This window comes from Pantoea sp. 22096 (genome assembly GCF_052045955.1).
GTDB lineage: Bacteria > Pseudomonadota > Gammaproteobacteria > Enterobacterales > Enterobacteriaceae > Pantoea > Pantoea alfalfae.
This window is the reverse complement of sequence record NZ_JBQEPW010000009.1, coordinates 43,198-66,216: the sequence shown is the minus strand read 5'-3', so window position 1 is coordinate 66,216 and position 23,019 is coordinate 43,198. Positions and strand designations below refer to the sequence as shown.

Below are 23,019 nucleotides of genomic sequence, written 5' to 3'. Positions count from 1 at the left end.
AAAAAAGCGCCTGAATGGGCGCTACAGGTGATGATGCTACGCGTCCTGCGTTAGCTGATGCTGTTTTCGTCCTTCCTTGTTCGTCCCAGCAGGCTCAATGCTGCATCTCTCGCCGGTTTTTCGCAATACAACACCTGATAAATCTGCTCGGTGATCGGCATTTCCACACCAAAACGCGCAGCCAATGCTTTGACTTCTTTGGTGTTTCTGTACCCTTCTACAACTTGTCCGATAATGCGTTGCGCGCTATCTACATCCTCGCCCTGGCCCAGCATCATGCCAAACCGACGATTTCGCGACTGATTATCGGTACAGGTCAGCACCAGATCGCCCAGACCTGCCATACCCATAAAGGTGGTGGGATCGGCACCCAGCGCTGCGCCCAGCCGACTCATTTCAGCCAGACCACGGGTGATCAGTGCAGTACGCGCATTCGCGCCAAAACCAATCCCGTCAGACATCCCGGCACCAATAGCGATGACGTTTTTTACCGCGCCGCCCAGCTGTACGCCGATGAAATCTGGATTGTTATAAACGCGGAAGCTTTTACCGCAGTGCAGCTTCTGCTGCAGGTCGTCAGCAAACTGCGCATCCGTTGCGGCCAGCGCGATGGCCGTCGGTAATCCTGCCGCCAGCTCTTTTGCAAAGGTCGGCCCGGAGATCACGGCCAGCGGAATAGCATCACCCACTATTTCACGTGCCACGTCCTGCAGCAGACGGCCCGTCTCTTTTTCCAGCCCTTTGGTCGCCCAGACAATACGCGAGTCTGGCCGCAGATGAGGTTTAATCTGCTGCAGCACATCGCCGAACACATGACTCGGCACCACGATTAATAAATCACGGCTGGCGGCAATGGTTTTGGTCAGATCAGGCTCAAGGGAGAGATTGTCGGGGAACGGTACATCGGGCAGGAAAGCAGTGTTGCAGCGGTCAGTCTGAAGTTGCGCCAGATGCGCCGGGTTATGTCCCCACAACAGCACCGGGTGGCCGTTACGGGCCAGCGTAATCGCCAAAGCGGTGCCGTAGGAACCGGCACCGATGACGCTAATCGAAGCGTGAGTTGTCATCAGGCATCCTGATGTGGTTCAGCACCTTCTTCACCTTGTTGCTGCTGCAGGTAGTTCATGAACAGCGCATCAAAGTTAACCGGTGCCAGGTTCAGCTGCGGGAAGGTACCACGTGATACCAGGCTGGTAATACATTCGCGTGCGTATGGGAACAGAATGTTCGGGCAGTATGCACCCAGGCAATGTGCCATCTGCGTTCCTTCGATACCGCTGATGGTGAAAATACCGGCCTGCTGAACTTCACACAGGAAAGCGGTCTCTTCGCCCACAGTTGCGGTTACAGTCACACGAAGTACCACTTCGTAAACGTCGTCAGCCAGCTGAGAAGATGCAGTATCCAGGTCCAGCTTAACGTCCGGTTCCCACTCTTTCTGGAAAACCTGCGGGGCATTTGGCGCTTCAAAAGAGATATCTTTAGTGAATACGCGCTGAATCTGGAACTGCATTTCGTTGGTGTTGTGTTCTGACATGTGACCAAATCCTATATATGAGGTTGTCCGGCGTAAAATTACGCCTGCAGTAAGGGATCTAAACCTTCGCGATTATCGAGTGCGAATAAGTCATCGCAGCCGCCAATGTGCTGCGCATCAATAAAAATCTGAGGCACGGTGGTACGACCGCTACGCTTGATCATCTCTTCGCGCTTCGCCATATCACCATCGATGGGAATTTCCTGAAACGAAACGCCTTTTTGCGTTAACAGCGCCTTCGCACGATGGCAGTAAGGACAGGTGGCCTTGGTATACATTTCAACGTTTGCCATGATCAGCACCTCTGTAAGATTATTTACCGCGAACCAACGGCAGATTTTCGCCGCTCCAGCCACTGATACCCTCTTTCAGCACTGAAACCTGCTCAAAGCCTGCCGCGCTGAGATGTGCAGCAGAATCGCCTGCGCTTTGTCCGGTTGCACACACCACAATTATGGGCTGCGCCTTATGCTTTGCCAGTTCGTCGATGTTGCCTTTTTTAATCTCAGCGGCTGCCACATTCAGCGCACCTGAAATATGCCCCCTGCGGAAATCGTCGCGCGAACGCACGTCTACTACTACCGCGTCCTCTTTATTAATCAGGCGGGTGGCTTCACCGCGGCTGATCGTTTTTACCTTAGAGAACATTCCTTTAACGGTAGTCACAATCACCATAACGAGTAAAACGACCCATGCCAGACTCAGGATGGGGTGATTGCTTGCAAACTGCATAATTTCTTGCATGAGGGGTAACGACTCCAGACCGGGCTAATAAGCTAAAACAAGGGTTCTGAGTATACCTGCGCCACTTCGCATGTACAGATGCTATGCGGCCAGAGTATCGATTTGTGCTCCATTTTCCAAAAAAAGTGGCTGAAAGGCAAAAATGGCGTAAGGGTTAATCCATGTCATGGCGAAAGTGGACATAACTGGAAAAGCAAATGCCCGCTGGCAGCACTGGTAAGCGGCGGTTCATCGTGGAATAATCATTGGCCTATGAAGGGAAAAACAACCGTTTCGCACACAAGGACCCGTCCCAACGGCGATAACCTGCCGTTGTTCACACACCTGTCCAGCTTCTCCCTTAGTCTGCTTTGTGCGGGAGCACTGTTGTTGCCTGCCGCTGTTCACAGCGCAGAGGACAGTAAATCTCAGTTGCAATCTATTCAGCAAAACATTGCTGCAAAAGAGAAAAGCGTTAAAGCGCAGAAACTGCAGCGCAGCAAACTGCTGGATCAGTTGCAGAGCCAGGAAAAAATCATCGCGCTGGCGAGCCGTCAGCTGCGTGACACCCGCAACAGCCTCACCGCGCTGAATGATGAGATCAGGCAGCTCGCTACCTCCATCGCTCGCCTGGAGAAACAGCAAACTCAGCAGGAAAGCCTGCTTTCTGAGCAACTTGATGCGGCATTTCGTCAGGGTCAGCACAGTGGCGTACAGCTTTTGATGGGCGGTGAAGAGAGCCAGCGCAGTGAGCGTATTCTGGCCTATTTCGGCTATCTGAACGCTGCCCGTCAGAAAAGTATCGAATCGCTGCAAAAGACACGTCAGGATTTGGATCAGCAACGTGCCTCGCTGGAGCAGAAGCAACAGCAGCAGAAAGAGTTATTAGCGCAGCAGCAGGGCCAGCAGCAGAAGCTGCAACAGGCGAGCGACGCGCGTAAAAAGACCCTGACGTCACTGGAAAGCGCGCTGGAAAAAGATCAGGCCGATCTGGTCGAGATGCGTCAGAACGAAAGCCGTCTGCAGGATAAGATCGCCCGCGCGGAGCGCGAGGCGCGTGAGCGCGCAGCACGTGAAGCCCGTGAGGCGGAAAAAGTGCGTCAGCGTCAGGCGCAGGCGAAAGCCAAAGGCTCCAGCTATCAGCCAACCCAGAGCGAACGTGAACTGGTCGCCCGCACCGGTGGACTCGGTCGTGCAGGCGGACAGGCGTTGTGGCCGGTGCGCGGACGTATTGAACATCGCTTTGGTGAACAGCTCCAGGGTGAACTGCGCTGGAAAGGACTGGTGATTGATGCGCGGGAAGGCACCGAGGTGAAAGCTATCGCCGATGGTCGTGTGCTGATGGCCGACTGGTTGCAGGGCTACGGACTGGTGGTTGTGCTGGAGCACGGCAAAGGTGATATGAGCCTGTATGGCTATAACCAAAGTGCGCTGGTGAGCGTGGGTACGCAGGTGAAGGCAGGACAGCCTATCGCACTGGTGGGCACCAGTGGTGGCCGCGGTACCCCGTCGCTCTATTTTGAAATCCGACGTCAGGGACAGGCCGTCAATCCACTCCCGTGGTTAGGAAAATAAGTTTTGCTGCAACGTCGAAAAATCTCCATTCTGTTGAGCGCCTTACTGTTCAGCTACGCTGCACAGGCTGGCAAACTGGCTATTGTCATCGATGATGTCGGCTATCGCCCTGCCGAAGAGAACAAAGTCCTGCAGATGCCGCAGGCTATTTCATTAGCGGTCTTGCCCAACGCACCCCATGCGCATGAAATGGCGACTAAAGCACATCAGAGTGGTCATGAAGTACTGATCCATCTGCCGATGGCACCGCTCAGTAAACAGCCGCTGGAAAAAGATACCTTAACGCCAGAGATGAGCAGCGAAGAGGTTACCCGCATCATGCGTAATGCGGTTAACAACGTGCCTTATGCCGTCGGTCTGAATAACCATATGGGCAGCAGAATGACCTCAAGCCTGCCCGGCATGCAGAAAGTGATGCAGGCGCTGAACCACTACAATCTTTACTTCCTGGATAGCATGACCATCGCTAACAGTCAGGCGATACCTGCCACGCAGGGTACTCAGGTCAGGGTGTTAAAACGTCGGGTCTTTCTTGATGACAGCCAGGATATTAACGCCATCCGCCAGCAGTTCAATCGGGCGGTGAAGCTGGCGCAGCGCGACGGTTATGCGATTGCCATTGGTCATCCCCATCCGACTACCGTTCGGGTGCTGCAACAGATGTTACCCACGCTGCCAGCCGACATAACGCTGGTTCGTCCCAGCCAGCTGTTGAACGAATCACTCCGCAGCGGCTCACCGACGCCAGTGGCTCCGCCAAAACCGGTACCACCACGCTTCCAGCCTGCCAGCCTGTGTAAAGTGAAACAGCCACTGGCACCGGTTCCGGCGACCCGAGCCTTAGCCGTAATCGCTGAAAGTGTGAATCACAGCCCACTGTTTACCACGCTAAAAAATCTGTTCTGATTTGCTATGAATGCTAAGTCTCCGGCTTAGCGTTCATTTATACGCAGAAATTACTATAATCCAGGGTCGGACAATAACGGGCTGTGCGGAAACAGTGATAGGGATGACGATAAATAAACAAAAAATCCTGCTGCTGGATAACGGCAGAGAGTGGGGTGGCGGCACCAACAGTATGCTGGAGCTGCTGAAACGTATCGATCGTCAAAAATTTGATATCACCTGTTGCTTCTACCACAACTACAGCCGTGGTAACGACGAAACCATTGAGGCCACGCTAAATGCGCTGGCCATTCCGGTCTTTTTTATTCCGCAAATCAAACAGCCACGCTGGGCTAAATTTGTTAAAGAAGCCGTGCGCGCGCTGCTGTTTTTCAATAAAAAGCTCAAGAAGCGCGCTATTGATGAGATTGATACGCGCTGGCGAATTATGCCCAATGCCAGCAAAATCAATTCACTGCTACAGCTGGGTAATTTCGACACGCTCTACATGAATAACCAGCCCAGCACCAATGTGGAAGGTTATCTGGCCGCGCGCAGCCTTGACGTTGCGGTGGTTCAACACTGCCGTATCGATCCGGTTCTGGAACCGCGGCTGGTGAGCATGGTGAATCAGGATTGCCAGGCTGTGATTGCCGTATCGCAGGGCGTCAGGAATACCCTGCGTCGTCATGGTATCGATGTAGAACGCTGTTTTACCGTCAGTAATGCTATCGACGTTCACCAGACTCTGCCCGACCGCCTTGAAGTCCGCCAGCGTTTTAAACTCTCCCCTTCGACCTTTGTATTTGGCACTATCGGCTCCCTGATATTGCGCAAATCTAATCACCATATCCTGCAGGCGCTGGGCCGTTTTAAACGCGCCAATCCCGATGCAGACTGGCGGATGGTGATTGTCGGCGCGGGTCCGGAACTTCAGCATCTGCTGCAGCTTGCTACAGCAGAGAACATCCAGCATCACGTGGTTTTTACGGGCTTTCAGAATAATGCTCTCGATTACCTCACGGCTTTTGATGCGTTTATTCTGGCCTCACGCAGTGAAGGTTTACCCCGGGTTGTGCTGGAGGCGATGCTGGTGAATACCGCCGTTGTGGGATCCCGTGTGGTCGGCACTGCCGAATTGATCAGTCATGACGTAACCGGACTGCTGTTTGATTACGGCAACGTGGTACAACTGACCCAGCACCTGACCGCACTGTGGCAGGATACGGAATTGCGTCAACGCCTGACCAATGCGGCAGCGAAACGCGTACGTGAACAGTACGCCATTGAAACTTATATCAGCGGCGTCGAGAATATTCTGCAAAGCGTCGTCAAAAAGAAACCTCATGCTTAATTTTTTAAATCCCCGTTACCGCCATATCAGGGCGCGCCATAACCTGCCTTATTCGCAAAAAGAGGTTCAGGGCACTGTACCGGTCACGTCTGTCGTGATCCCCTGCACAGGCGCGGACTATATTGAAGAAGCCCTGCTCAGTGCCGATTTTGCGGCACGTTTCGCAACGGGGACAAAAGAGGTCGTGATTGTCAGCGATCAGCCAGCGCACGCCTTTGGCAGCCTGCCGGCTAAAACCCGCGTGGCGACGCTGGATGTTCCGCATCGGGAAGAAAATTATCGCTATAAGCAAATCTATCGCAGTCGTTTGATCAAGTTGCAGGCGCCTTTACAGGCAGAAGGCGACGGTATTCTGATGATCGATTCCGACCTCAATCTGCTTAAGATGCCGCAGATCATGATGAAGCCAGGCCATCTCTATTCCAGCTTTCGTCAGGGGAAAATGATTGCCAAGCTGGACGGTGCGCCGGAAGCAGCGATCCCCGCCTACTATCCGCACAGTATCCGGCCTTATCTGGTGGACCATGTGAATGGCGCTTACCTGGCTGCCACCCGTGAAGTCTGGCAGCGCATTTCGCCGCTGTGGCTGACGCTGTTTAATGATACCTGGAATTTAATGAACGACAGCCAGCCGCCTACTGACCAGTTGCCGCTCGCAGTGTTGCTCGACATGCTGGATATTAAAACCGTCAATCTGGGGGAATGGGCTAACTGGCCGGTCTCAAAAAAAATCGGCGGTCAGTCGGCAGTCATCCCGCCGGATGTGGTTGGGGCGCATGGCGGATTCCCGTTGTCGGAATGGCAAAAATACCTGGCCGACCCGCAGCAGCCGCTGAACTTTAAAGGTCAGGATTACACGCGCAAAGTGCGCTACCTGACCGACGAAGAGAAGAAGCAAAGCTAATCAGGCGGCCGCCACGTCGGCGGCCGTTGCTTTAATCCCAGCTCAGTATCACTTTCCCCGAGCGTCCTGAACGCATCTCATCGAAACCCTGCTGGAAATCGTCGATACCGTAGCGATGCGTAATGACCGGCGTTAAATCGAGGCCGGACTGAATCAGCGCCGCCATTTTGTACCAGGTTTCAAACATCTCACGGCCATAGATGCCTTTGATGAAAAGCCCCTTAAAGATCACCTGGTTCCAGTCAATTGCCATTTCACCCGGCGGAATCCCCAGCAGCGCGATACGCCCACCGTGATTCATCACCTCCAGCAATGAACGGAAAGCAGGAGGTGCGCCCGACATCTCCATCCCGACATCAAATCCTTCCGTCATACCCAGCGCATGCATCACTTCCCTCAGGTCTTCATTCGCCACATTGACCGCGCGCGTGACGCCCATTTTCCGCGCCAGTGCCAGGCGATACTCATTGATGTCAGTAATTACCACGTTGCGCGCGCCGACATGCCGACAGACCGCGGCGGCCATGATGCCGATAGGACCCGCGCCGGAGATCAGCACATCCTCGCCGACCAGATCGAACGAGAGTGCGGTGTGCACTGCATTGCCGAACGGATCAAAGATTGCCGCCAGTTCATCGGAAATGTTGTCGGGAATTTTAAATGCATTAAAGGCGGGGATGACCAGATACTCCGCAAAGCAGCCCTGACGGTTAACGCCCACGCCCATCGTGTTGCGGCATAAATGAGTGCGTCCGGCGCGGCAGTTGCGGCAGTGTCCACAGGTAATGTGCCCTTCGCCCGAAACCCGGTCTCCAATCGTAAAGCCTTTCACTTCCTGTCCAATCGCGACCACCTCACCCACATACTCATGCCCGACAATCATCGGCACCGGAATGGTTTTGCGCGACCAGTCATCCCAGTTGTAGATATGGACATCGGTGCCGCAGATGGCGGTTTTACGAATCTTAATCAGCAGATCGTTGTGACCCGGCTCTGGAACCGGGGCATCAGTCACCATCCAGATGCCCGCTTCCTTCTTCAGTTTGGCAAGTGCTTTCATGACGGACTCCTCAGGCGATGACGCCCAGTTGTTTGCCGATGCGGGTAAAGGCCGCCATCGCACGTTCCAGCTGCTGCTGGGTGTGCGCCGCAGAGATCTGGGTGCGGATGCGTGCCTGACCTTTTGGCACCACCGGATAGAAGAAGCCGGTCACGTAGATGCCTTCCTGTTGCAGCAGGCGGGCAAACTCCTGGGCGACGCTGGCTTCACCCAGCATCACCGGGATAATGGCGTGATCGGCACCAGCCAGCGTAAAGCCCGCCGCCGTCATCTGCTCACGGAAGTAACGGGCGTTGTCCCACAAACGCTGACGCAGTCCGTCGCCTTCACTGAGCAGATCCAGCACCCGCAGCGAGGCAGCCACGATGGCTGGCGCCAGCGAGTTAGAGAATAGATAGGGACGGGAACGCTGGCGTAACCACTCCACGACTTCGGCTTTTGCTGCGGTATAGCCACCGGACGCGCCACCCAGTGCTTTACCCAGCGTGCCGGTAATGATGTCGACCCGGCCCATGACGCCGCAATATTCATGGGTACCGCGTCCGGTGTTCCCGACAAAGCCCACCGCATGGGAATCATCCACCATCACCAGCGCGGAGAATTCATCAGCCAGATCGCAAATGGCAGACAGATTCGCAATCACCCCATCCATTGAGAAGACGCCATCGGTGGCAATCAGAATATGTCGGGCACCTTTATCGCGTGCTTCCTGCAAACAGGCACGCAACTGCGCCATATCGTTATTGCCGTAGCGATAACGCTGCGCTTTGCACAGCCGGACGCCGTCGATAATTGAGGCATGATTCAGCGCATCCGAGATAACGGCATCCTGCGCATCAAGCAGGGTTTCAAACAGGCCGCCGTTTGCATCGAAACAGGAGGAGTAGAGAATGGCATCCTCCATGCCGACAAACTCTGCCAGCCGCTTTTCCAGCTGCTTATGGCTGTCCTGCGTGCCGCAGATAAAGCGTACTGACGCCATGCCGAAACCATGCGAATCCATCCCCTCTTTCGCCGCCTGAATCAGCGCCGGATGGTTCGCTAAACCTAAGTAGTTATTGGCGCAGAAGTTAATCACTGCCGGCTCGCTGCCAACCGCGATCTCCGTCTGCTGCGCAGAGGTAATGATCCGCTCCTGTTTAAACAGTCCTTCCTGACGTGCATCATCAAGTTGCTGACGAAGTTGTTGATAAAATTGCGCAGGCATCATTGCTCTCCTCAGATGGCAAAAATCTGGCATATCTTACTGAACAGGCCGCTTCTTCACGATAAATCGCCCAACAGAATGTCATTTTTGCAGCATAGTTCACGCCGCGACGATGTACGCACAACGCGTTACAGAGTCATCTGGCTGTCTGCACTCTGATGAAATGTTATGATGTGAGGTATTCGTGTGTGAAACCTCCTGTTTCACCCCACAACGTTGAAGGTAACAACATGATTATCGTAACTGGCGGCGCAGGAATGATTGGCAGCAACATCGTCAAAGCGCTGAACGATCGCGGTCACACCGACATTCTGGTGGTGGATAATCTGAAGGATGGCACCAAGTTTGCCAATTTAGTCGACCTGGATATCGTCGATTACATGGACAAAGAAGAGTTCCTGATGAGCGTGATCGCAGGCGACGATTTAGGCCCGATCGAAGCGGTCTTCCATCAGGGCGCCTGCTCCTCCACCACTGAGTGGGATGGCAAGTACATGATGGAGAACAACTATCAGTACTCCAAAGAGCTGCTGCATTTCTGTCTTGAGCGCGAGATCCCGTTCCTTTACGCCTCTTCCGCAGCCACCTACGGCGGACGCAACGAGAGTTTCATCGAAGAGCGTCAGTATGAGCAGCCGCTGAATGTCTATGGCTACTCCAAGATGTTGTTCGACCACTACGTCCGCCAGATGCTGCCGGAAGCGAACTCGCCGGTGTGCGGCTTCCGCTATTTCAACGTCTACGGACCGCGCGAAGGCCACAAAGGCAGCATGGCCAGCGTTGCTTTCCATCTGAACACACAGATCAGCAACGATGAAAATCCAAAATTGTTTGAAGGCAGCGATGGCTTTAAGCGTGATTTCATCCACGTTGATGACGTGGCAGAAGTGAACCTGTGGTGCTGGGAAAATGGCGTCTCCGGGATTTATAACTGTGGTACAGGCCGCGCCGAATCCTTCCAGGAAGTGGCTGATGCGGTTCTGAAATTCCATCAGAAAGGTCAGATCGAGTACATCCCGTTCCCGGAGAAACTCAAAGGACGCTATCAGGCCTATACGCAGGCCGATCTCACTAAATTGCGTGCTGCCGGTTACGACAAGCCATTTAAAACGGTGGCGCAGGGCGTCGCTGAATATATGGTCTGGCTGAACCGCAACGCATAAAGGAAGCTGCTCCGGCGATGAAAATTCTGGTAATCGGCCCGTCGTGGGTCGGCGATATGATGATGTCGCAAAGTCTCTATCGCACACTCAAGGCCGAACATCCGGATGCAGTGATTGATGTGATGGCACCCGCGTGGTGCCGTCCATTACTGTCACGCATGCCGGAGGTAAATCAGGCGCTGGCGATGCCGCTCGGGCATGGCGCACTGGAGATTGGTGAGCGTCGCCGGCTGGGAAAAGTACTGCGCGCCAGTCACTACGACCGTGCTTATGTGCTGCCTAACTCCTTTAAGTCGGCACTGGTCCCCTTCTTTGCCGGAATAAAACGCCGCGTCGGCTGGCGCGGTGAAATGCGCTATGGCCTGCTGAACGATTTGCGGGTGCTGGATAAAGCCGCGTTTCCACTCATGGTTGAGCGCTACGTTGCGCTGGGCTATGACACCCCTGTTGCCTCGGCGGCGCAGCTGCCACAGCCGCTGTTGTGGCCAAAACTGCAGGTTGAAGAGCAGGAAAAGATTGAGACCGCCGCACAGTTTCAGCTCGCGGCGACCCGTCCGATCATCGGTTTTTGTCCGGGCGCTGAATTTGGCCCCGCCAAGCGCTGGCCGCACTATCACTACGCCACGCTGGCCCGTCAGCTGATTGCTGACGGCTTCCAGATTGTGCTGTTTGGCTCCGCCAAAGATCGCCCGACCGGCGACGAGATTATTGCTACGCTGCCCGAAGAGGCGCGTGGCCACTGTCGTAATCTGGCCGGTGAAACCCAGCTGGAACAGGCAGTGATTCTGCTGGCGCAATGCCGCGCCGTGGTCAGCAACGACTCCGGCCTGATGCATATCGCTGCGGCGCTGGACCGTCCGCTGGTGGCACTCTATGGGCCGAGCAGCCCTGACTTTACGCCGCCGCTGGCGCGTCAGGCACGTATTATTCGCCTGATTACCGGCTATCACAAAGTGCGAAAAGGCGATGCCGGACAGGGCTATCACCAGAGCCTGATCGATATTCAGCCTGAGCGCGTACATCAGACGCTGAGCGAACTGCTCGCGCCACAGGAGGTGCCATGCACGTCCTGATTGTTAAAACCTCTTCAATGGGTGATGTGCTGCATTCACTGCCGGCACTGACCGATGCGATGCATGCTATCCCCGGCATCCGTTTCGACTGGGTGGTGGAAGAGAACTTCGCGCAGATCCCTGGCTGGCATCCTGCGGTCGATAAAGTGCTACCGGTCGCAATCCGCCGCTGGCGCAAACACTGGTTTGGCAGTCAGCAGCGTGAAGAGCGTGTGCTGTTTAAGCGCGCGTTACAGTCGCGTGAGTACGACGTCGTCATTGATGCGCAGGGGCTAATCAAAAGTGCCGCACTGGTTACCCGCTTATCGAAAGGGGTGAAGCATGGGCAGGACAGCCGCAGCGCGCGTGAGCCGTTTGCCAGCTGGTGGTATGACGTCCGCCATGAAATCAGTAAGCACCAACATGCGGTTGAGCGGACACGCGAACTGTTCGCTAAAAGCCTGGGCTATGAAAAACCGCAAAACCAGGGTGACTACGCGATTGCCGGACACTTTCTGCATCATCTGCCCGCTGACGCACATCATTACCTGGTCTTTCTGCATGCCACGACGCGTGACAACAAGCACTGGCCGGAATCACACTGGCGAGAGCTGATTGAGCAGATGCAGCCCAGCGGGCTGCGGGTGAAATTGCCCTGGGGGGCTGAACATGAGCATCAGCGTGCGCAGCGCCTTGCAGAAGGATTTGAGCATGTCGATGTACTGCCTAAGCTGACGCTGGAAGCGATAGCACAACAGCTGGCGGGCGCACAGGCGGTGGTCTCAGTGGATACCGGATTAAGCCATCTGACGGCGGCACTGGATCGCCCCAACCTCACGCTGTATGGTCCGACCGATCCCGGATTGATTGGCGGTTACGGGCAGAACCAACAGGCACTGAGCGCCCCGAATCATAATCTGGCGGAGCTGACTGCTGACACGGTGGCAGAGAAACTGCGTGCCGTTATTACGGAAAACATGCCATGAACTATGTGCTGATCTACCTGCTGTTGCTGCCTTTCCGGGCCATAATGCGGCTGTTTTATCGGCCAACGGGACGCAACCTGATCATTCAGACGGCGAAGATTGGTGATTTCATCAATATCACCCCGATGCTGCGTGCGCTGGGTCAGTCTGAGCTGCTGATCAGCAAAGCAGTGGAGCCGCTGGCGCGTCACGATGACACGGTCAGCCGCTATTTCCTGATTGAAGAGGCGAAGCGCAGCTTTTTTGCCAAACTGAAGCTCGCGTTCACGCTGATGAATCGCTATGACAACGTCTATCTGGTGCAGCCAAACAGCGTAAACCTGTTCTTTGCCGCGTTATGCAACGCACCGAACAAGCAGTTTCTGCGCACCTATGTGCGTAAGTCCTACCATAAGACCTTCTATCGCAGCGCCAGCGGTATTGTCGACCACACCAAAACGGATTTAACGCTCGACAGCTACCTGAAGCTGATTAATCGGGACTACCGCTACACCGATTTCCCCAAGCATGCGACCTCACCGCTCTGGCAGCCGCCTGCGCCGCCCGCCGCGCTGCTTAATCCGCGCAGCGGCATTAAAATTGGCATCAGTATTTCTGCCGGTAATCGGGCTAAAACCATTCCTGCCAGCATCTGGCAGCAGCTGATGGCGTCGCTGGCTGACCTGCCCTGCACCTTTTATGTGTTTGGCCCACCGGCTGAGCAGCCGTGGCTGGATGAGTTACTGAGCCTGACCGGCCCGAAAGAGAATATCGTCAGTCTGATTGGTGAGCTAAAACTGGAAGAGGTTCCGTGGGCCATTGCACAGATGGATTTCTACATCTCCTCTGACTCTGGCAATGCTTATATTGCGGATGCGCAGCAGATACCGGTGATCATGCTTTATGGCCCGTGTGAAGTCCGGGAACAGCGTCCGGTCAATAACGTTTTGTTTATCGGACCGGATAATATTGCTGCGTCGACGTTCGTTTTTGCCACCCGTTTTCAGTTTGATCAGCCTGCTGAAAAATTATTCGGGCTGGATCACGATAAACTGACTAGAATACAAACGTTTATTACTCATAATCTGGAATAGTGAAGCGTAATGGCAATTACCCCTCTTGCTGAGGCCGTTCAGCAAAGTCAGCTGCTGGTTAACACGCTTGCTGACACGGATGATAATCCGGTTCATGTTGCGTTTGGCATCAACTACGCCTACGCGCGTGGCCTGGGCATTACGTTGTTTTCACTTCTCAGCCATCATCCTGATACTGCTTTCCACGCTCATGTTTTTTCAGACTCGCTTTGCGAAGAGGATGTGGAAAAACTGCGATCGCTGGCCACGGGCCATCGTCTGGCGATCACGCTGCATATCTTTAACCGTGCCTGGGTTGATCAGTTGCCTGCTGTGGGCCGCTATCCTAAAAGCATCCACTACCGCTTTCTGATCCCTGAAACTGTGGCAAGCTATAGCGATCGGGTGATCTATATTGATGCGGATACCCTGGTGGTGGGCGATTACTCTCCTCTGTTCGCCCTGGATATCACGGATTATACGCTGGCGGCCTGTAACGACACACCACGGGCGCGGCAGAACCAGTGCGCAAGGCTGGGACTGAAGCATCACCACTATTTTAACTCCGGCTTTATGCTGATCAATATTCCACGCTGGCTCGAAAGGCAGACCACCGCGCGCATTACCGACGTGCTGGTGACGCGAGGCGCAGCGTTTGGTTTCCCGGATCAGGATGCGCTGAATATTGTGCTGGAGAGTGAGATTCTGATCCTGCCGGACCGCTATAACCATATTTACGACATCATCGCCAATAAAGTCTGGGATCACTCGGGCGTGCCTGAAGAGACGGTGATGATTCACTACACCGGTAAATGCAAACCCTGGCATGCATGGGCTGGCAGCGATCTTTCCGAGCGCTACTATAGCTATTACCAGCGCTCACCCTGGGCTTCACAACCGCTTGATACGCCAAAACATTATAAAGAGATGAAGCGATTCGCCCGCGTAAAATGGCATCAGAAACAGTATGGCGAAAGCCTGAACTGGATGATGAAGTATGTCAGTCTCAAGTTTTTTAAAAAGAGCGAGCAGTAGCGCGCTCAGGTTTATCAGATTGATGCGGGCGCTGTTATTTCAGCGCCTGACTTTCCCGTCATTTATCCCGCTGGCTGTTTGCCATGACCTCTGTAATAACGACGCTGACAGCAGGCCGACATAATAATCTGTTTACCTGCACGACCACGTTGCGTAAAAAAAGCGCCTATATCGCATTATTACTGGCGGACGTGGTTTTTAGTAAAGCAGGAAAGCCACACCGTCTTATAATCGTGAACTTCCTGATTCCACTCTGCTGATTTGGAAATGATTTATGACGAGGCAACGCCCTTTCGCAATGGATTCAACGCGGGTGCAGATAGCGTGATGAGTACTTCTCCTTTGCTGAGTATCATTACGCCGATGTTCAATGCGGGCAGCATGTTTGATGAGTTCATGCAGTCACTGCTGGCGCAGACGCTGACCTCGCTGGAGATCATCATTGTCGATGACGGTTCAACCGATGGCTCAGGTGAGCGCGCTGACCAGTATGCACAGCAGCACTCTCATATTCGTGTGATTCATCAGGAAAACGGCGGCGTGTCGCGCGCCCGTAACGCTGGTCTGGCGATAGCCCACGGGAAATATGTCACCTTTCCGGATGCAGATGACACCATGCAGCCCGATATGTATCAGACGCTGGTGACGATGGCAGAAGCGGACAATCTGGATGCTGCCCAGTGCAACGCCGAGTGGTTCTTTAAACACAGTCAGCGGGTAAAACCGCTGATTCCGCTGGATCGCCTGCGCAGCACACCGGTACTGAGCGGTGCCGACTGGCTCAATACCGCGCTGAAAACGCATCGTTATATGCATGTGGTCTGGCTGGGCATCTATCGCCGGGAACTGATTGAGCAGCATCATTTACAGTTTGAGCCGGGCCTGCATCATCAGGATATTCCCTGGACCACCGAGTTTATGCTGCTGGCAAAACGCGTGCGGTATACTGAAGCAGTGCTCTATCGCTACTATATGCACGATGCTTCAATCAGCAACCGCAAACGTACCGGCGAGCGTAACGTTGAATATCAGCGTCACTACCTGAAGATTGCGCGGCTGCTTGAAGAGCTCAACACCCGCTATCGTGACCGCGTGAAAATCTACCCGTCGTTTCACTATCAGGTAACCCATGAAGCCCTGAGCGTTTGTCACAGTGTGAGGCGTGAGCCTGATGCCCGCGCACGTCAGGCGATCATTGCCGATCTGTTCACGACCGGGACGCACCTGCGCATGCTACGGAATGCCCGGGGAATTAAGCAGTGGTATCAGCTGCTGTTATGGCTGGCACGGCTCTATCGCTGGCGTGATAAATAACCTTTGAGGCTGGCTTTATCCTAAAAAGGGTTTGCCCTACAATCGGTTCACTGAATTCTGAGAACTCTTGTTTATGGCCAGCCTGACTCCAGCAAACATCTCTCCAAAAAATATATTACTGATTAAGCTGCGCCACCATGGTGACATGCTGCTCACAACGCCCGCCATTAATGCGCTTCGTCAGCGTTACCCGCAGGCCAGCATCGACGTATTGCTCTATCAGGAAACGCGTCCGATGCTGGAAGCGCATCCGGCCATCCGCCATTTGCACGTCATCGATCGCAAATGGAAACAGGAGGGAACCTGGCGCAAGCTGGGCCATGAGCGTGCATTGATTCGCGCCGTACGTGACGCGCATTATGATCTGGTGATTAACCTGGCCGATCAGTGGCGCGCGGCCCTGATTACGCGGTTGTCCGGGGCACCCGTCCGTATCGGTTTTGCGTTCAAAAAACGCGATAACGCCCTGTGGCGCTGGTGTCACAACCGGCTGGTCCCCACACACAATCACAGCAAACTGCATACCGTTGAACAGAACATGTCGGCGCTGGCCCCCCTCGGCATCAGCAGCGATGGCGCACGTGTCTCCATGCACTACAGCGACGCTGATCGGCAAATCGTGCTGGCCCGACTGGCAGAACATCATATTGCCGCGCCCTATATTGTGGTGCAGCCGACTTCGCGCTGGGGCTTTAAATGCTGGGAAGAAGAGAGCGTTGCGGCCACACTTGAGCAGCTGGCGCAACCGGGCCGCAAAGTGGTGCTGACCGCCGGGCCGGACAAACAGGAGCTGGCAATGATTAACCGCATTCGCGCGCGCTGTGCGTCGCCTGACGTGGTTTCGCTGGCGGGTCAGTTCACGCTACCGCAGCTGGCGGCATTGATCGATCATGCCCGGCTGTTTATTGGTGTCGACTCTGCGCCAATGCATATGGCTGCCGCGCTTGAAACACCCTGTATCGCACTTTTTGGTCCGACCAAGCTGCAGCACTGGCGGCCCTGGGGTGATAACAATCATGTTATCTGGGCGGGTGATTATGGCCCGCTGCCCTCACCTGATTCCATCGACACCAAAACTGACCAGCGTTATCTCTCGGCCATTCCGGTAAAGGATGTGGTCGCGGCAGCGAGGAGCTACCTGAATGAGTAAGTTACGGCTGGCGATTGTCCGGCAGAAATATCGTCCGGATGGCGGTGCTGAACGTTTTATCTCACGCGCGCTGGAAGCGCTGGGCAGCGAAAGACTCGATCTCAACATCATTACCCGCAGCTGGCAGGGCACGCCCAATCCAGACTGGCATCTGCATATCTGTAATCCGGCAAAGCTGGGCCGGGTCTCACGTGAGCGCGGTTTTGCCCGGGCAGCACGCGCCTGCTGGGAGCGCGAAAAGTTCGATATTGTACAAAGCCATGAGCGCATCGCCGGCTGTGACATTTTCCGTGCGGGTGATGGCGTGCATCGCGTGTGGCTGGAACAGCGCGCCCGCATCGTCTCATCATGGCAACGGCTGAGTGCTGTGCTTAGTCCTTACCATCGCTATGTTCTGCAGGCGGAAGCGGAGATGTTTAACTCTCCAACGCTGAAAGCGGTGATCTGTAATTCAGAGATGGTTAAGCGCGATATCCTGCGCTGTTTCTCGCTCGACGCCGGAAAAATCCACGTTATTCATAATGCTATCGACGCCAGCCGTTTCCAGCCCGCCACGGAAGCTGCACGTCGCGCCACCCGTCAGCAGCTGGCGCTGCCCGATGCCGCTACCGTACTGATTTATGTCGGCTCCGGCTTTGAGCGCAAGGGGCTGAAAGCGGCGATACAGGCGCTGGCTGCCAGCGATCGTTATCTGATTGTGGTGGGTCAGGATAAACAATTACAACGTTACCAGCAGCTGGCAAACCAGCTTCACTGCCTGGACCGCCTGCGCTTTGTCGGCGTACAGCAGGATGTGCAGCCGTTCTATCACGCGGCGGATGGCCTGCTGCTGCCCACGCTCTATGATCCCTTTCCGAATGTGGTGCTGGAGGCAATGGCCTGCGGTTTACCGGTAATTACCAGTACCGGTTGCGGTGGCGCGGAATTTATTACCGCTGGTCAGGAGGGCTTCGTCTGTGATGCCCTGGATATCGATGGATTGAATCAGGCGGTTAATGCAATACCGCCGCTTTCTGTCGATTCACGAATGGGTGACGCAGCGCGGCGCAAAATTGAACCTTATGGTCCACAACAGCTGGCGCAGGCGCTGACTTCGCTTTATCAGCAGGTACTGAGTAGCAACTGACAATCCGGGATGAGTGCATGCGGGGTTTCTGATAACATGCCGCCATCTCATTTTAATCTGTTTTTAGACGCGAACCTGCCGTAACGGTAACTATGACGACCATTTACACCGCATTGCTCTACTTCATTCAGCCACTGATCTGGCTGCGCCTGTGGCTGCGCGGTCGTAAAGCGCCTGCCTATCGCAAACGCTGGGCAGAACGCTATGGCTATTGTGTCGGCAAAGTGAAGCCCGACGGCATTGTGCTGCACTCGGTTTCTGTGGGTGAAACGCTGGCCGCGATTCCGCTGGTGCGCGCACTGCGTCATCGTTACCCCACCCTGCCGATTACCGTCACTACCATGACGCCGACCGGCTCTGAGCGGGCGCAATCTGCTTTTGGCAAAGATGTGCATCACGTCTATCTGCCTTATGATCTGCCAGGTTCGATTAATCGTTTTCTGGATACGGTTAATCCACGGCTGGTGATCATCATGGAAACGGAGCTGTGGCCAAATATTATCCGCATTCTGCACCAGCGTAACATTCCGTTGGTGATCGCCAATGCCCGCCTCTCGGCCCGCTCCGCCAAAGGCTATCGCAAGCTGGGGAAATTCATGCGCCAGCTGTTGCAGAGCATCACGCTGATTGCGGCACAGAATACGGAAGATGGCGACCGCTTCCTGAGTCTGGGCCTGAAACGTTCACAGCTGGCGATTACCGGCAGCCTGAAGTTTGATATTTCTGTGACGCCAGAGCTGGCCGCCAGAGCGGTAACGCTGCGTCGCCAGTGGGCGCCGCGTCGCCCGGTGTGGATCGCCACCAGCACGCACGAAGGCGAAGAGGCCATCGTGCTGGATACCCATCGTCGCCTGCTGCAGACGTTTCCGGATCTGCTGCTGATTCTGGTTCCCCGCCATCCTGAACGCTTTAACGATGCGCGCGAACTGACGCAGGAACGCGGCTTCAGCTTTATCCTGCGCAGCAGCGGTGAGATCCCTTCGGGTTCCACGCAGGTGGTCATCGGCGACTCAATGGGTGAACTGATGCTGCTTTACGGCATCGCCGATCTGGCGTTTGTCGGCGGCAGCCTGGTTGAGCGGGGCGGACATAACCCGCTGGAACCCGCTGCCCATGCGCTTCCGGTGCTGATGGGGCCTCACATCTGGAACTTCAAAGATATCTGCAGTAAGTTGCAGGAAGGCCAGGGTCTGATTACCGTCACCGACGTAATTTCACTGGAAAAAGAGGTCACCAACCTGTTACAGGATGATGATTATCGCCGTTATTACGGACGCCATGCGGTAGACGTACTGCACCAGAACCAGGGTGCGCTTCAGCGTCTGCTACAGTTACTCGAACCGCATCTGCCACCACGGGCCCACTAATGTCAGCACGCCAGCGTCTTTCCGTGGTAATGATCGCCAAAAATGAAGCGGAGCTGTTACCGGATTGTCTGGCCTCAGTCAGCTGGGCCGACGAAATTATTGTGCTGGATTCTGGCAGCAGTGACGACACTGTTGAGATCGCCACGCAGGCCGGGGCGCAGGTCTATCGCAGTGATGACTGGCAAGGCTATGGCATTCAGCGCCAGCGTGCGCAGCACTATGCCACTGGCGATATGATTCTGATGATCGATGCGGATGAGCGCGTTTCACCCGAACTGCGCGCCGCGATTGAGCAGGTTCTGGTCGCCCCACCCAGCCGCACGATTTACAGCCTGGGCCGCAGTAATCTGTTCCTCGGCCGCTTTATGCGCCACAGTGGCTGGTATCCTGACCGCGTGATGCGCCTCTATCCACGCACCTTCCGTTACAATGACAATCTGGTGCATGAATCACTGCAGAGTGACGGTGCGCCGGTGGTGGCGTTGCCTGGCGATCTGGAACATCTGACCTGCCGCGATTTAATCGCCTTTCAGCGTAAGCAACTGGCCTATGCAGAAGCCTGGGCCACGGAACGTCATCAGCGCGGTAAGCGTTGCGGCCTCTTTTCTGTGTTCAGCCATACGCTGGGCGCGTTTGTGAAAACGTTGCTGCTGCGTGCCGGTTTTCTCGACGGCAAACAGGGCTGGATTCTGGCGGTAGTCAACGCGCAATATACCTTCAATAAATATTCAGCCCTCTGGGCGCTGAATCACGCTTCGGCAAAAGGGCGAGTATGACCACTAAAGCCATCTATCCCGGTACGTTTGATCCTGTAACGCTCGGTCATCTCGACATCGTGACGCGGGCAGCGCAGATGTTTGATCAGCTGATTCTGGCCATTGCTGCCAGCCCCAGTAAAAAACCGATGTTCAGCCTGGATGAACGCGTGGCGCTGGCCGGTCAGGTGGTTGCCCATCTGCCGAACGTTGAGGTGGTCGGCTTCAGCGACCTGATGGCGAATTTCGCCCGTGACCAGCAGGCGAATGTGCTGGTCCGTGGCTTGCGTGCGGTGTCAGACTTTGAATATGAAATGCAGCTGGCGCAGATGAATCGTCACCTGCTGCCCACGCTGGAGAGTGTCTTCCTGATGCCGTCTGAAGGCTTCTCGTTTATCTCCTCTTCGCTGGTCAAAGAGGTGGCGCGTCACGGCGGCGATGTTTCCGCCTTTCTGCCCGCGCCGGTGCATCAGGCACTGCTGGCTAAACTGGCTTAATGCTGGCAGCTCGGGCACCAGTAGGTGCTGCGCTGCCCATGCCTGCCGCTGACAATCGGCGTACCGCATGCCCGGCAGGGTTCACCTGCCCGGCCATAAACCTGCAGTTGCTGGGCAAAATAGCCAGGCTTGCCGTCGGTCTGTAAGAAGTCACGCAGCGTAGTACCGCCCTGCTCAATTGAACGTAACAGCACCGCTTTAATAGTGTTGACCAGCAGCTCCGCTTCAGCCTGCGACAGACTTACTGCGGCACGATCGGGAAGGATCCCGGCGGTAAACAGTGACTCGCTGGCGTAAATGTTGCCCACGCCCACCACCACTTTGTTATCCATCAGCCATTGCTTGATGAGCGTCCGCTTGCCGCGTGACTTATCGAACAGGTAAGCCCCGTCAAATGCCTCGCTGAGCGGCTCCGGCCCGAGATGTGCCAGCACGCTGCTGCCCGCCAGATCGCTGCTCCAGAGCCAGGCACCAAAGCGACGCGGGTCGGTGTAGCGCAGTACTTTGCCGTTGCTCATCACTAAATCAACATGGTCATGCTTCGCTGCTGGCAGCTCTTCTGACAGCACGCGCAGGCTGCCCGACATGCCAAGGTGGATAATGATCCAGCCATGCGGCAGTTCCAGCAGCAGATATTTTGCCCGACGCTGCACGCTGAGCACCGGCTGATCGCTCAGCGCCAGGATCTCCTGCGAAACAGGCCAGCGCAAACGTGAATTACGCACCACGGCGTGAAGAATGGTTTCACCAACCAAATGCGGCTCGATACCGCGGCGGCTGGTCTCAACCTCTGGCAACTCTGGCATACCCTCTCCTCAGCGTTTTACACAAACAAAAAACCCGGCCGGAGCCGGGTTTTTAGCAGAACACTAAAATTACTTAATTTTAGCTTCTTTGTAGATCACATGCTGACGTACAACCGGATCGAACTTTTTCAGTTCCAGCTTCTCTGGTTTAGTACGTTTGTTCTTCGTGGTGGTATAGAAGTGACCTGTACCAGCAGAGGAAACCAGCTTGATCTTCTCACGAATACCTTTAGCCATGATTCAGTTCCTTAGTACCTTAGTACTTCTCACCACGGGCACGCATGTCGGATAAAACCGTATCAATGCCCTTTTTATCAATAATGCGCATACCTTTAACAGATACACGCAGAGTAACGAAGCGCTTCTCGCTCTCAACCCAAAAACGGTGTGAGTGCAGGTTCGGAAGGAAACGGCGTTTCGTCGCGTTCATTGCGTGGGAACGGTTGTTACCCGTTACCGGACGCTTTCCAGTTACCTGGCAGACTCGTGACATGTCTATATCTCCAAAAATCAAATCAGCTCGAGCTTTAAAAATTAGGTTTTGGCCGCCTCGTCAGGCTTGCAGCCCGCCAGGCGAGTTCCATGGAACCCGCTAAGCTGGCCTAACCGCCAAACCCGAGATTCTCAAAGGTGGCGTAGTATACGCCGCTCAGCCCAAGTGCTCAAGTCCCGAACAGATAAAGATCCCGAATGATCGGGCAAAAAGCCGCCACCTGGCGTGAAATTTCCCGCTGTCAGAGCCATCCCCGCTCCGCAAAGGAGACATATTCGCCATGACCAATCACCAGATGATCGAGCAGACGGATGTCGAGTAGCTGACAGGCTTCGCTGACTTTATGGGTTACTTCACGGTCTGCACGGCTCGGCTCCGCCATGCCCGACGGGTGATTATGCGCCAGTATCAGGGCGGCGGCATTGAGCTTCAGCGCTTCCCGGACAATCTCGCGGGGGTGAACTTCCACGCTGTTAATGGAACCCGAGAACATATTTTGTGCACGCAGCACCCGATGCTGATTATCCAGAAACAGTGCCATAAAGATCTCACGCTCCTGATGGGCTAACAGACTTTGCAGATACTGGCGCGTGATTTGTGGATTTTCCATGACGCTTTCGCGCGCCAGCTTACTGGCGAAAAAGCGCTTCGCCAGTTCGGCAATCGCGTGCAGTTGGGCCAGCTTGGCATCGCCGACACCTTTAATTTTGCAAAATGCCGCTTTGTCTGACGTCATGAGCTGATAAAGCGAGCCAAATCCCTCCAGCATCTGCCCGGCCAGTTCAAGGACGTTCTGCCCCGGCGAGCCAGTGCGGAGAAAGATGGCCAGCAGTTCGGTATCGCTGAGCGAATGCGCGCCCAGTTTCTGCAGTTTTTCCCGTGGTCCCTTGATTTTCATCTTTGCTCTCCCTGAGATGAACCTCAGAGTGGCCCATCCTGAAGCATGCCGCTATCAGTGGCGTATCAATCTTCGAGACG

Annotated in this window: 25 protein-coding genes; 15 read left to right on the top strand and 10 right to left on the bottom strand. The window is 55.0% G+C overall.

Features of this window, described 5'->3' with window-relative positions:
• Positions 1-50: 50 nt before the first annotated feature.
• From gpsA to ACTJKZ_RS20020, 4 genes are read right to left on the bottom strand one after another with little or no spacing between them, the layout of a single operon-like run.
• The gene (gene gpsA / locus ACTJKZ_RS20035; protein WP_197061506.1) at positions 51-1,067 is read right to left on the bottom strand and encodes an NAD(P)H-dependent glycerol-3-phosphate dehydrogenase; all 1,017 of its coding nucleotides are present in this window, start codon (positions 1,065-1,067) and stop codon (positions 51-53) included.
• Entirely contained in the window at positions 1,067-1,537 is a 471-nt protein-coding gene (gene secB, locus ACTJKZ_RS20030) for a protein-export chaperone SecB (protein ID WP_161732980.1), read from the bottom strand. The genes gpsA and secB overlap by 1 nt, the downstream gene beginning before the upstream one ends.
• Before the next feature lie 38 nt (positions 1,538-1,575).
• Positions 1,576-1,830, bottom strand: coding sequence for a glutaredoxin 3 (gene grxC / locus ACTJKZ_RS20025; RefSeq protein ID WP_008926942.1), 255 nt, complete (start codon positions 1,828-1,830; stop codon positions 1,576-1,578).
• Positions 1,831-1,849: 19 nt separating this feature from the next.
• Positions 1,850-2,281 (bottom strand): rhodanese-like domain-containing protein, encoded by a 432-nt coding sequence (locus tag ACTJKZ_RS20020; protein ID WP_161732978.1) that lies wholly within the window; start codon positions 2,279-2,281, stop codon positions 1,850-1,852.
• A 252-nt stretch (positions 2,282-2,533) separates the two neighbouring features.
• Here ACTJKZ_RS20020 and envC point away from each other — a divergent pair, with 252 nt between their 5' ends.
• The 4 genes from envC to ACTJKZ_RS20000 all read left to right on the top strand — a co-directional run bounded on the left by envC (position 2,534) and on the right by ACTJKZ_RS20000 (position 6,978).
• Entirely contained in the window at positions 2,534-3,835 is a 1,302-nt protein-coding gene (gene envC, locus ACTJKZ_RS20015) for a murein hydrolase activator EnvC (protein WP_161732976.1), read from the top strand.
• 3 nt (positions 3,836-3,838) lie between these two features.
• The gene (locus ACTJKZ_RS20010; protein WP_440829979.1) at positions 3,839-4,741 is read left to right on the top strand and encodes a divergent polysaccharide deacetylase family protein; all 903 of its coding nucleotides are present in this window, start codon (positions 3,839-3,841) and stop codon (positions 4,739-4,741) included.
• 103 nt (positions 4,742-4,844) lie between these two features.
• Positions 4,845-6,074: a glycosyltransferase gene (locus ACTJKZ_RS20005; RefSeq protein ID WP_440829978.1), complete on the top strand. Its 1,230-nt coding sequence runs from the start codon at positions 4,845-4,847 to the stop codon at positions 6,072-6,074.
• On the top strand, positions 6,067-6,978 hold the full coding sequence (locus ACTJKZ_RS20000; RefSeq protein ID WP_253420494.1) for a hypothetical protein: 912 nt from the start codon (positions 6,067-6,069) through the stop codon (positions 6,976-6,978). The genes ACTJKZ_RS20005 and ACTJKZ_RS20000 overlap by 8 nt, the downstream gene beginning before the upstream one ends.
• Before the next feature lie 31 nt (positions 6,979-7,009).
• Here ACTJKZ_RS20000 and tdh read toward each other — a convergent pair whose 3' ends face one another.
• Positions 7,010-8,038 carry an L-threonine 3-dehydrogenase gene (tdh, locus tag ACTJKZ_RS19995; protein ID WP_161732969.1) on the bottom strand — a complete coding sequence of 343 codons (1,029 nt, stop codon included), beginning with the start codon at positions 8,036-8,038 and terminating at the stop codon, positions 7,010-7,012.
• A 10-nt stretch (positions 8,039-8,048) separates the two neighbouring features.
• On the bottom strand, positions 8,049-9,245 hold the full coding sequence (locus tag ACTJKZ_RS19990) for a glycine C-acetyltransferase (RefSeq protein WP_253422087.1): 1,197 nt from the start codon (positions 9,243-9,245) through the stop codon (positions 8,049-8,051).
• Between the two features lie 230 nt (positions 9,246-9,475).
• On the opposite strand from ACTJKZ_RS19990, the gene rfaD reads away from it, so the two are divergent.
• From rfaD to coaD, 11 genes are all read left to right on the top strand, one after another.
• The gene (gene rfaD / locus ACTJKZ_RS19985) at positions 9,476-10,408 is read left to right on the top strand and encodes an ADP-glyceromanno-heptose 6-epimerase (RefSeq protein ID WP_161732967.1); all 933 of its coding nucleotides are present in this window, start codon (positions 9,476-9,478) and stop codon (positions 10,406-10,408) included.
• A gap of 17 nt (positions 10,409-10,425) precedes the next feature.
• Positions 10,426-11,481, top strand: a complete 1,056-nt coding sequence (gene rfaF / locus ACTJKZ_RS19980) for an ADP-heptose--LPS heptosyltransferase RfaF (RefSeq protein WP_222924832.1) — start codon at positions 10,426-10,428, stop codon at positions 11,479-11,481.
• Positions 11,469-12,446 (top strand): lipopolysaccharide heptosyltransferase RfaC, encoded by a 978-nt coding sequence (gene rfaC, locus ACTJKZ_RS19975; RefSeq protein ID WP_161732963.1) that lies wholly within the window; start codon positions 11,469-11,471, stop codon positions 12,444-12,446. Before rfaF ends, rfaC begins: the two co-directional genes overlap by 13 nt.
• Positions 12,443-13,519, top strand: coding sequence for a glycosyltransferase family 9 protein (locus ACTJKZ_RS19970; protein WP_440829977.1), 1,077 nt, complete (start codon positions 12,443-12,445; stop codon positions 13,517-13,519). Before rfaC ends, ACTJKZ_RS19970 begins: the two co-directional genes overlap by 4 nt.
• A gap of 9 nt (positions 13,520-13,528) precedes the next feature.
• Entirely contained in the window at positions 13,529-14,533 is a 1,005-nt protein-coding gene (locus ACTJKZ_RS19965; RefSeq protein WP_161732959.1) for a glycosyltransferase family 8 protein, read from the top strand.
• Positions 14,534-14,800: 267 nt separating this feature from the next.
• On the top strand, positions 14,801-15,847 hold the full coding sequence (locus tag ACTJKZ_RS19960) for a glycosyltransferase (RefSeq protein WP_309568526.1): 1,047 nt from the start codon (positions 14,801-14,803) through the stop codon (positions 15,845-15,847).
• 73 nt (positions 15,848-15,920) lie between these two features.
• Complete coding sequence (rfaQ, locus tag ACTJKZ_RS19955; protein WP_161732955.1) at positions 15,921-16,997, top strand: putative lipopolysaccharide heptosyltransferase III; 1,077 nt, start codon at positions 15,921-15,923, stop codon at positions 16,995-16,997.
• Positions 16,990-18,123, top strand: coding sequence for a glycosyltransferase family 4 protein (locus ACTJKZ_RS19950; protein ID WP_222924830.1), 1,134 nt, complete (start codon positions 16,990-16,992; stop codon positions 18,121-18,123). Before rfaQ ends, ACTJKZ_RS19950 begins: the two co-directional genes overlap by 8 nt.
• 92 nt (positions 18,124-18,215) lie before the next feature.
• Entirely contained in the window at positions 18,216-19,490 is a 1,275-nt protein-coding gene (gene waaA / locus ACTJKZ_RS19945; protein ID WP_013359504.1) for a lipid IV(A) 3-deoxy-D-manno-octulosonic acid transferase, read from the top strand.
• A complete protein-coding gene (locus ACTJKZ_RS19940; protein ID WP_253420500.1) occupies positions 19,490-20,266 on the top strand; it encodes a glycosyltransferase family 2 protein in 777 nt (258 codons plus the stop codon). Before waaA ends, ACTJKZ_RS19940 begins: the two co-directional genes overlap by 1 nt.
• Positions 20,263-20,742, top strand: a complete 480-nt coding sequence (gene coaD, locus ACTJKZ_RS19935) for a pantetheine-phosphate adenylyltransferase (RefSeq protein ID WP_161732949.1) — start codon at positions 20,263-20,265, stop codon at positions 20,740-20,742. The genes ACTJKZ_RS19940 and coaD overlap by 4 nt, the downstream gene beginning before the upstream one ends.
• Here the strand turns inward: coaD and mutM are convergent.
• The 4 genes from mutM to radC all read right to left on the bottom strand — a co-directional run bounded on the left by mutM (position 20,739) and on the right by radC (position 22,939).
• Positions 20,739-21,548 (bottom strand): bifunctional DNA-formamidopyrimidine glycosylase/DNA-(apurinic or apyrimidinic site) lyase, encoded by an 810-nt coding sequence (gene mutM / locus ACTJKZ_RS19930; protein ID WP_161732947.1) that lies wholly within the window; start codon positions 21,546-21,548, stop codon positions 20,739-20,741. The two genes, coaD and mutM, sit on opposite strands and share 4 nt — an antisense overlap.
• Before the next feature lie 69 nt (positions 21,549-21,617).
• Complete coding sequence (gene rpmG / locus ACTJKZ_RS19925) at positions 21,618-21,785, bottom strand: 50S ribosomal protein L33 (protein ID WP_001051798.1); 168 nt, start codon at positions 21,783-21,785, stop codon at positions 21,618-21,620.
• Positions 21,786-21,804: 19 nt separating this feature from the next.
• Entirely contained in the window at positions 21,805-22,041 is a 237-nt protein-coding gene (gene rpmB / locus ACTJKZ_RS19920; protein WP_013359508.1) for a 50S ribosomal protein L28, read from the bottom strand.
• A 241-nt stretch (positions 22,042-22,282) separates the two neighbouring features.
• On the bottom strand, positions 22,283-22,939 hold the full coding sequence (gene radC, locus ACTJKZ_RS19915; RefSeq protein ID WP_161732945.1) for a RadC family protein: 657 nt from the start codon (positions 22,937-22,939) through the stop codon (positions 22,283-22,285).
• Positions 22,940-23,019: the final 80 nt, after the last annotated feature.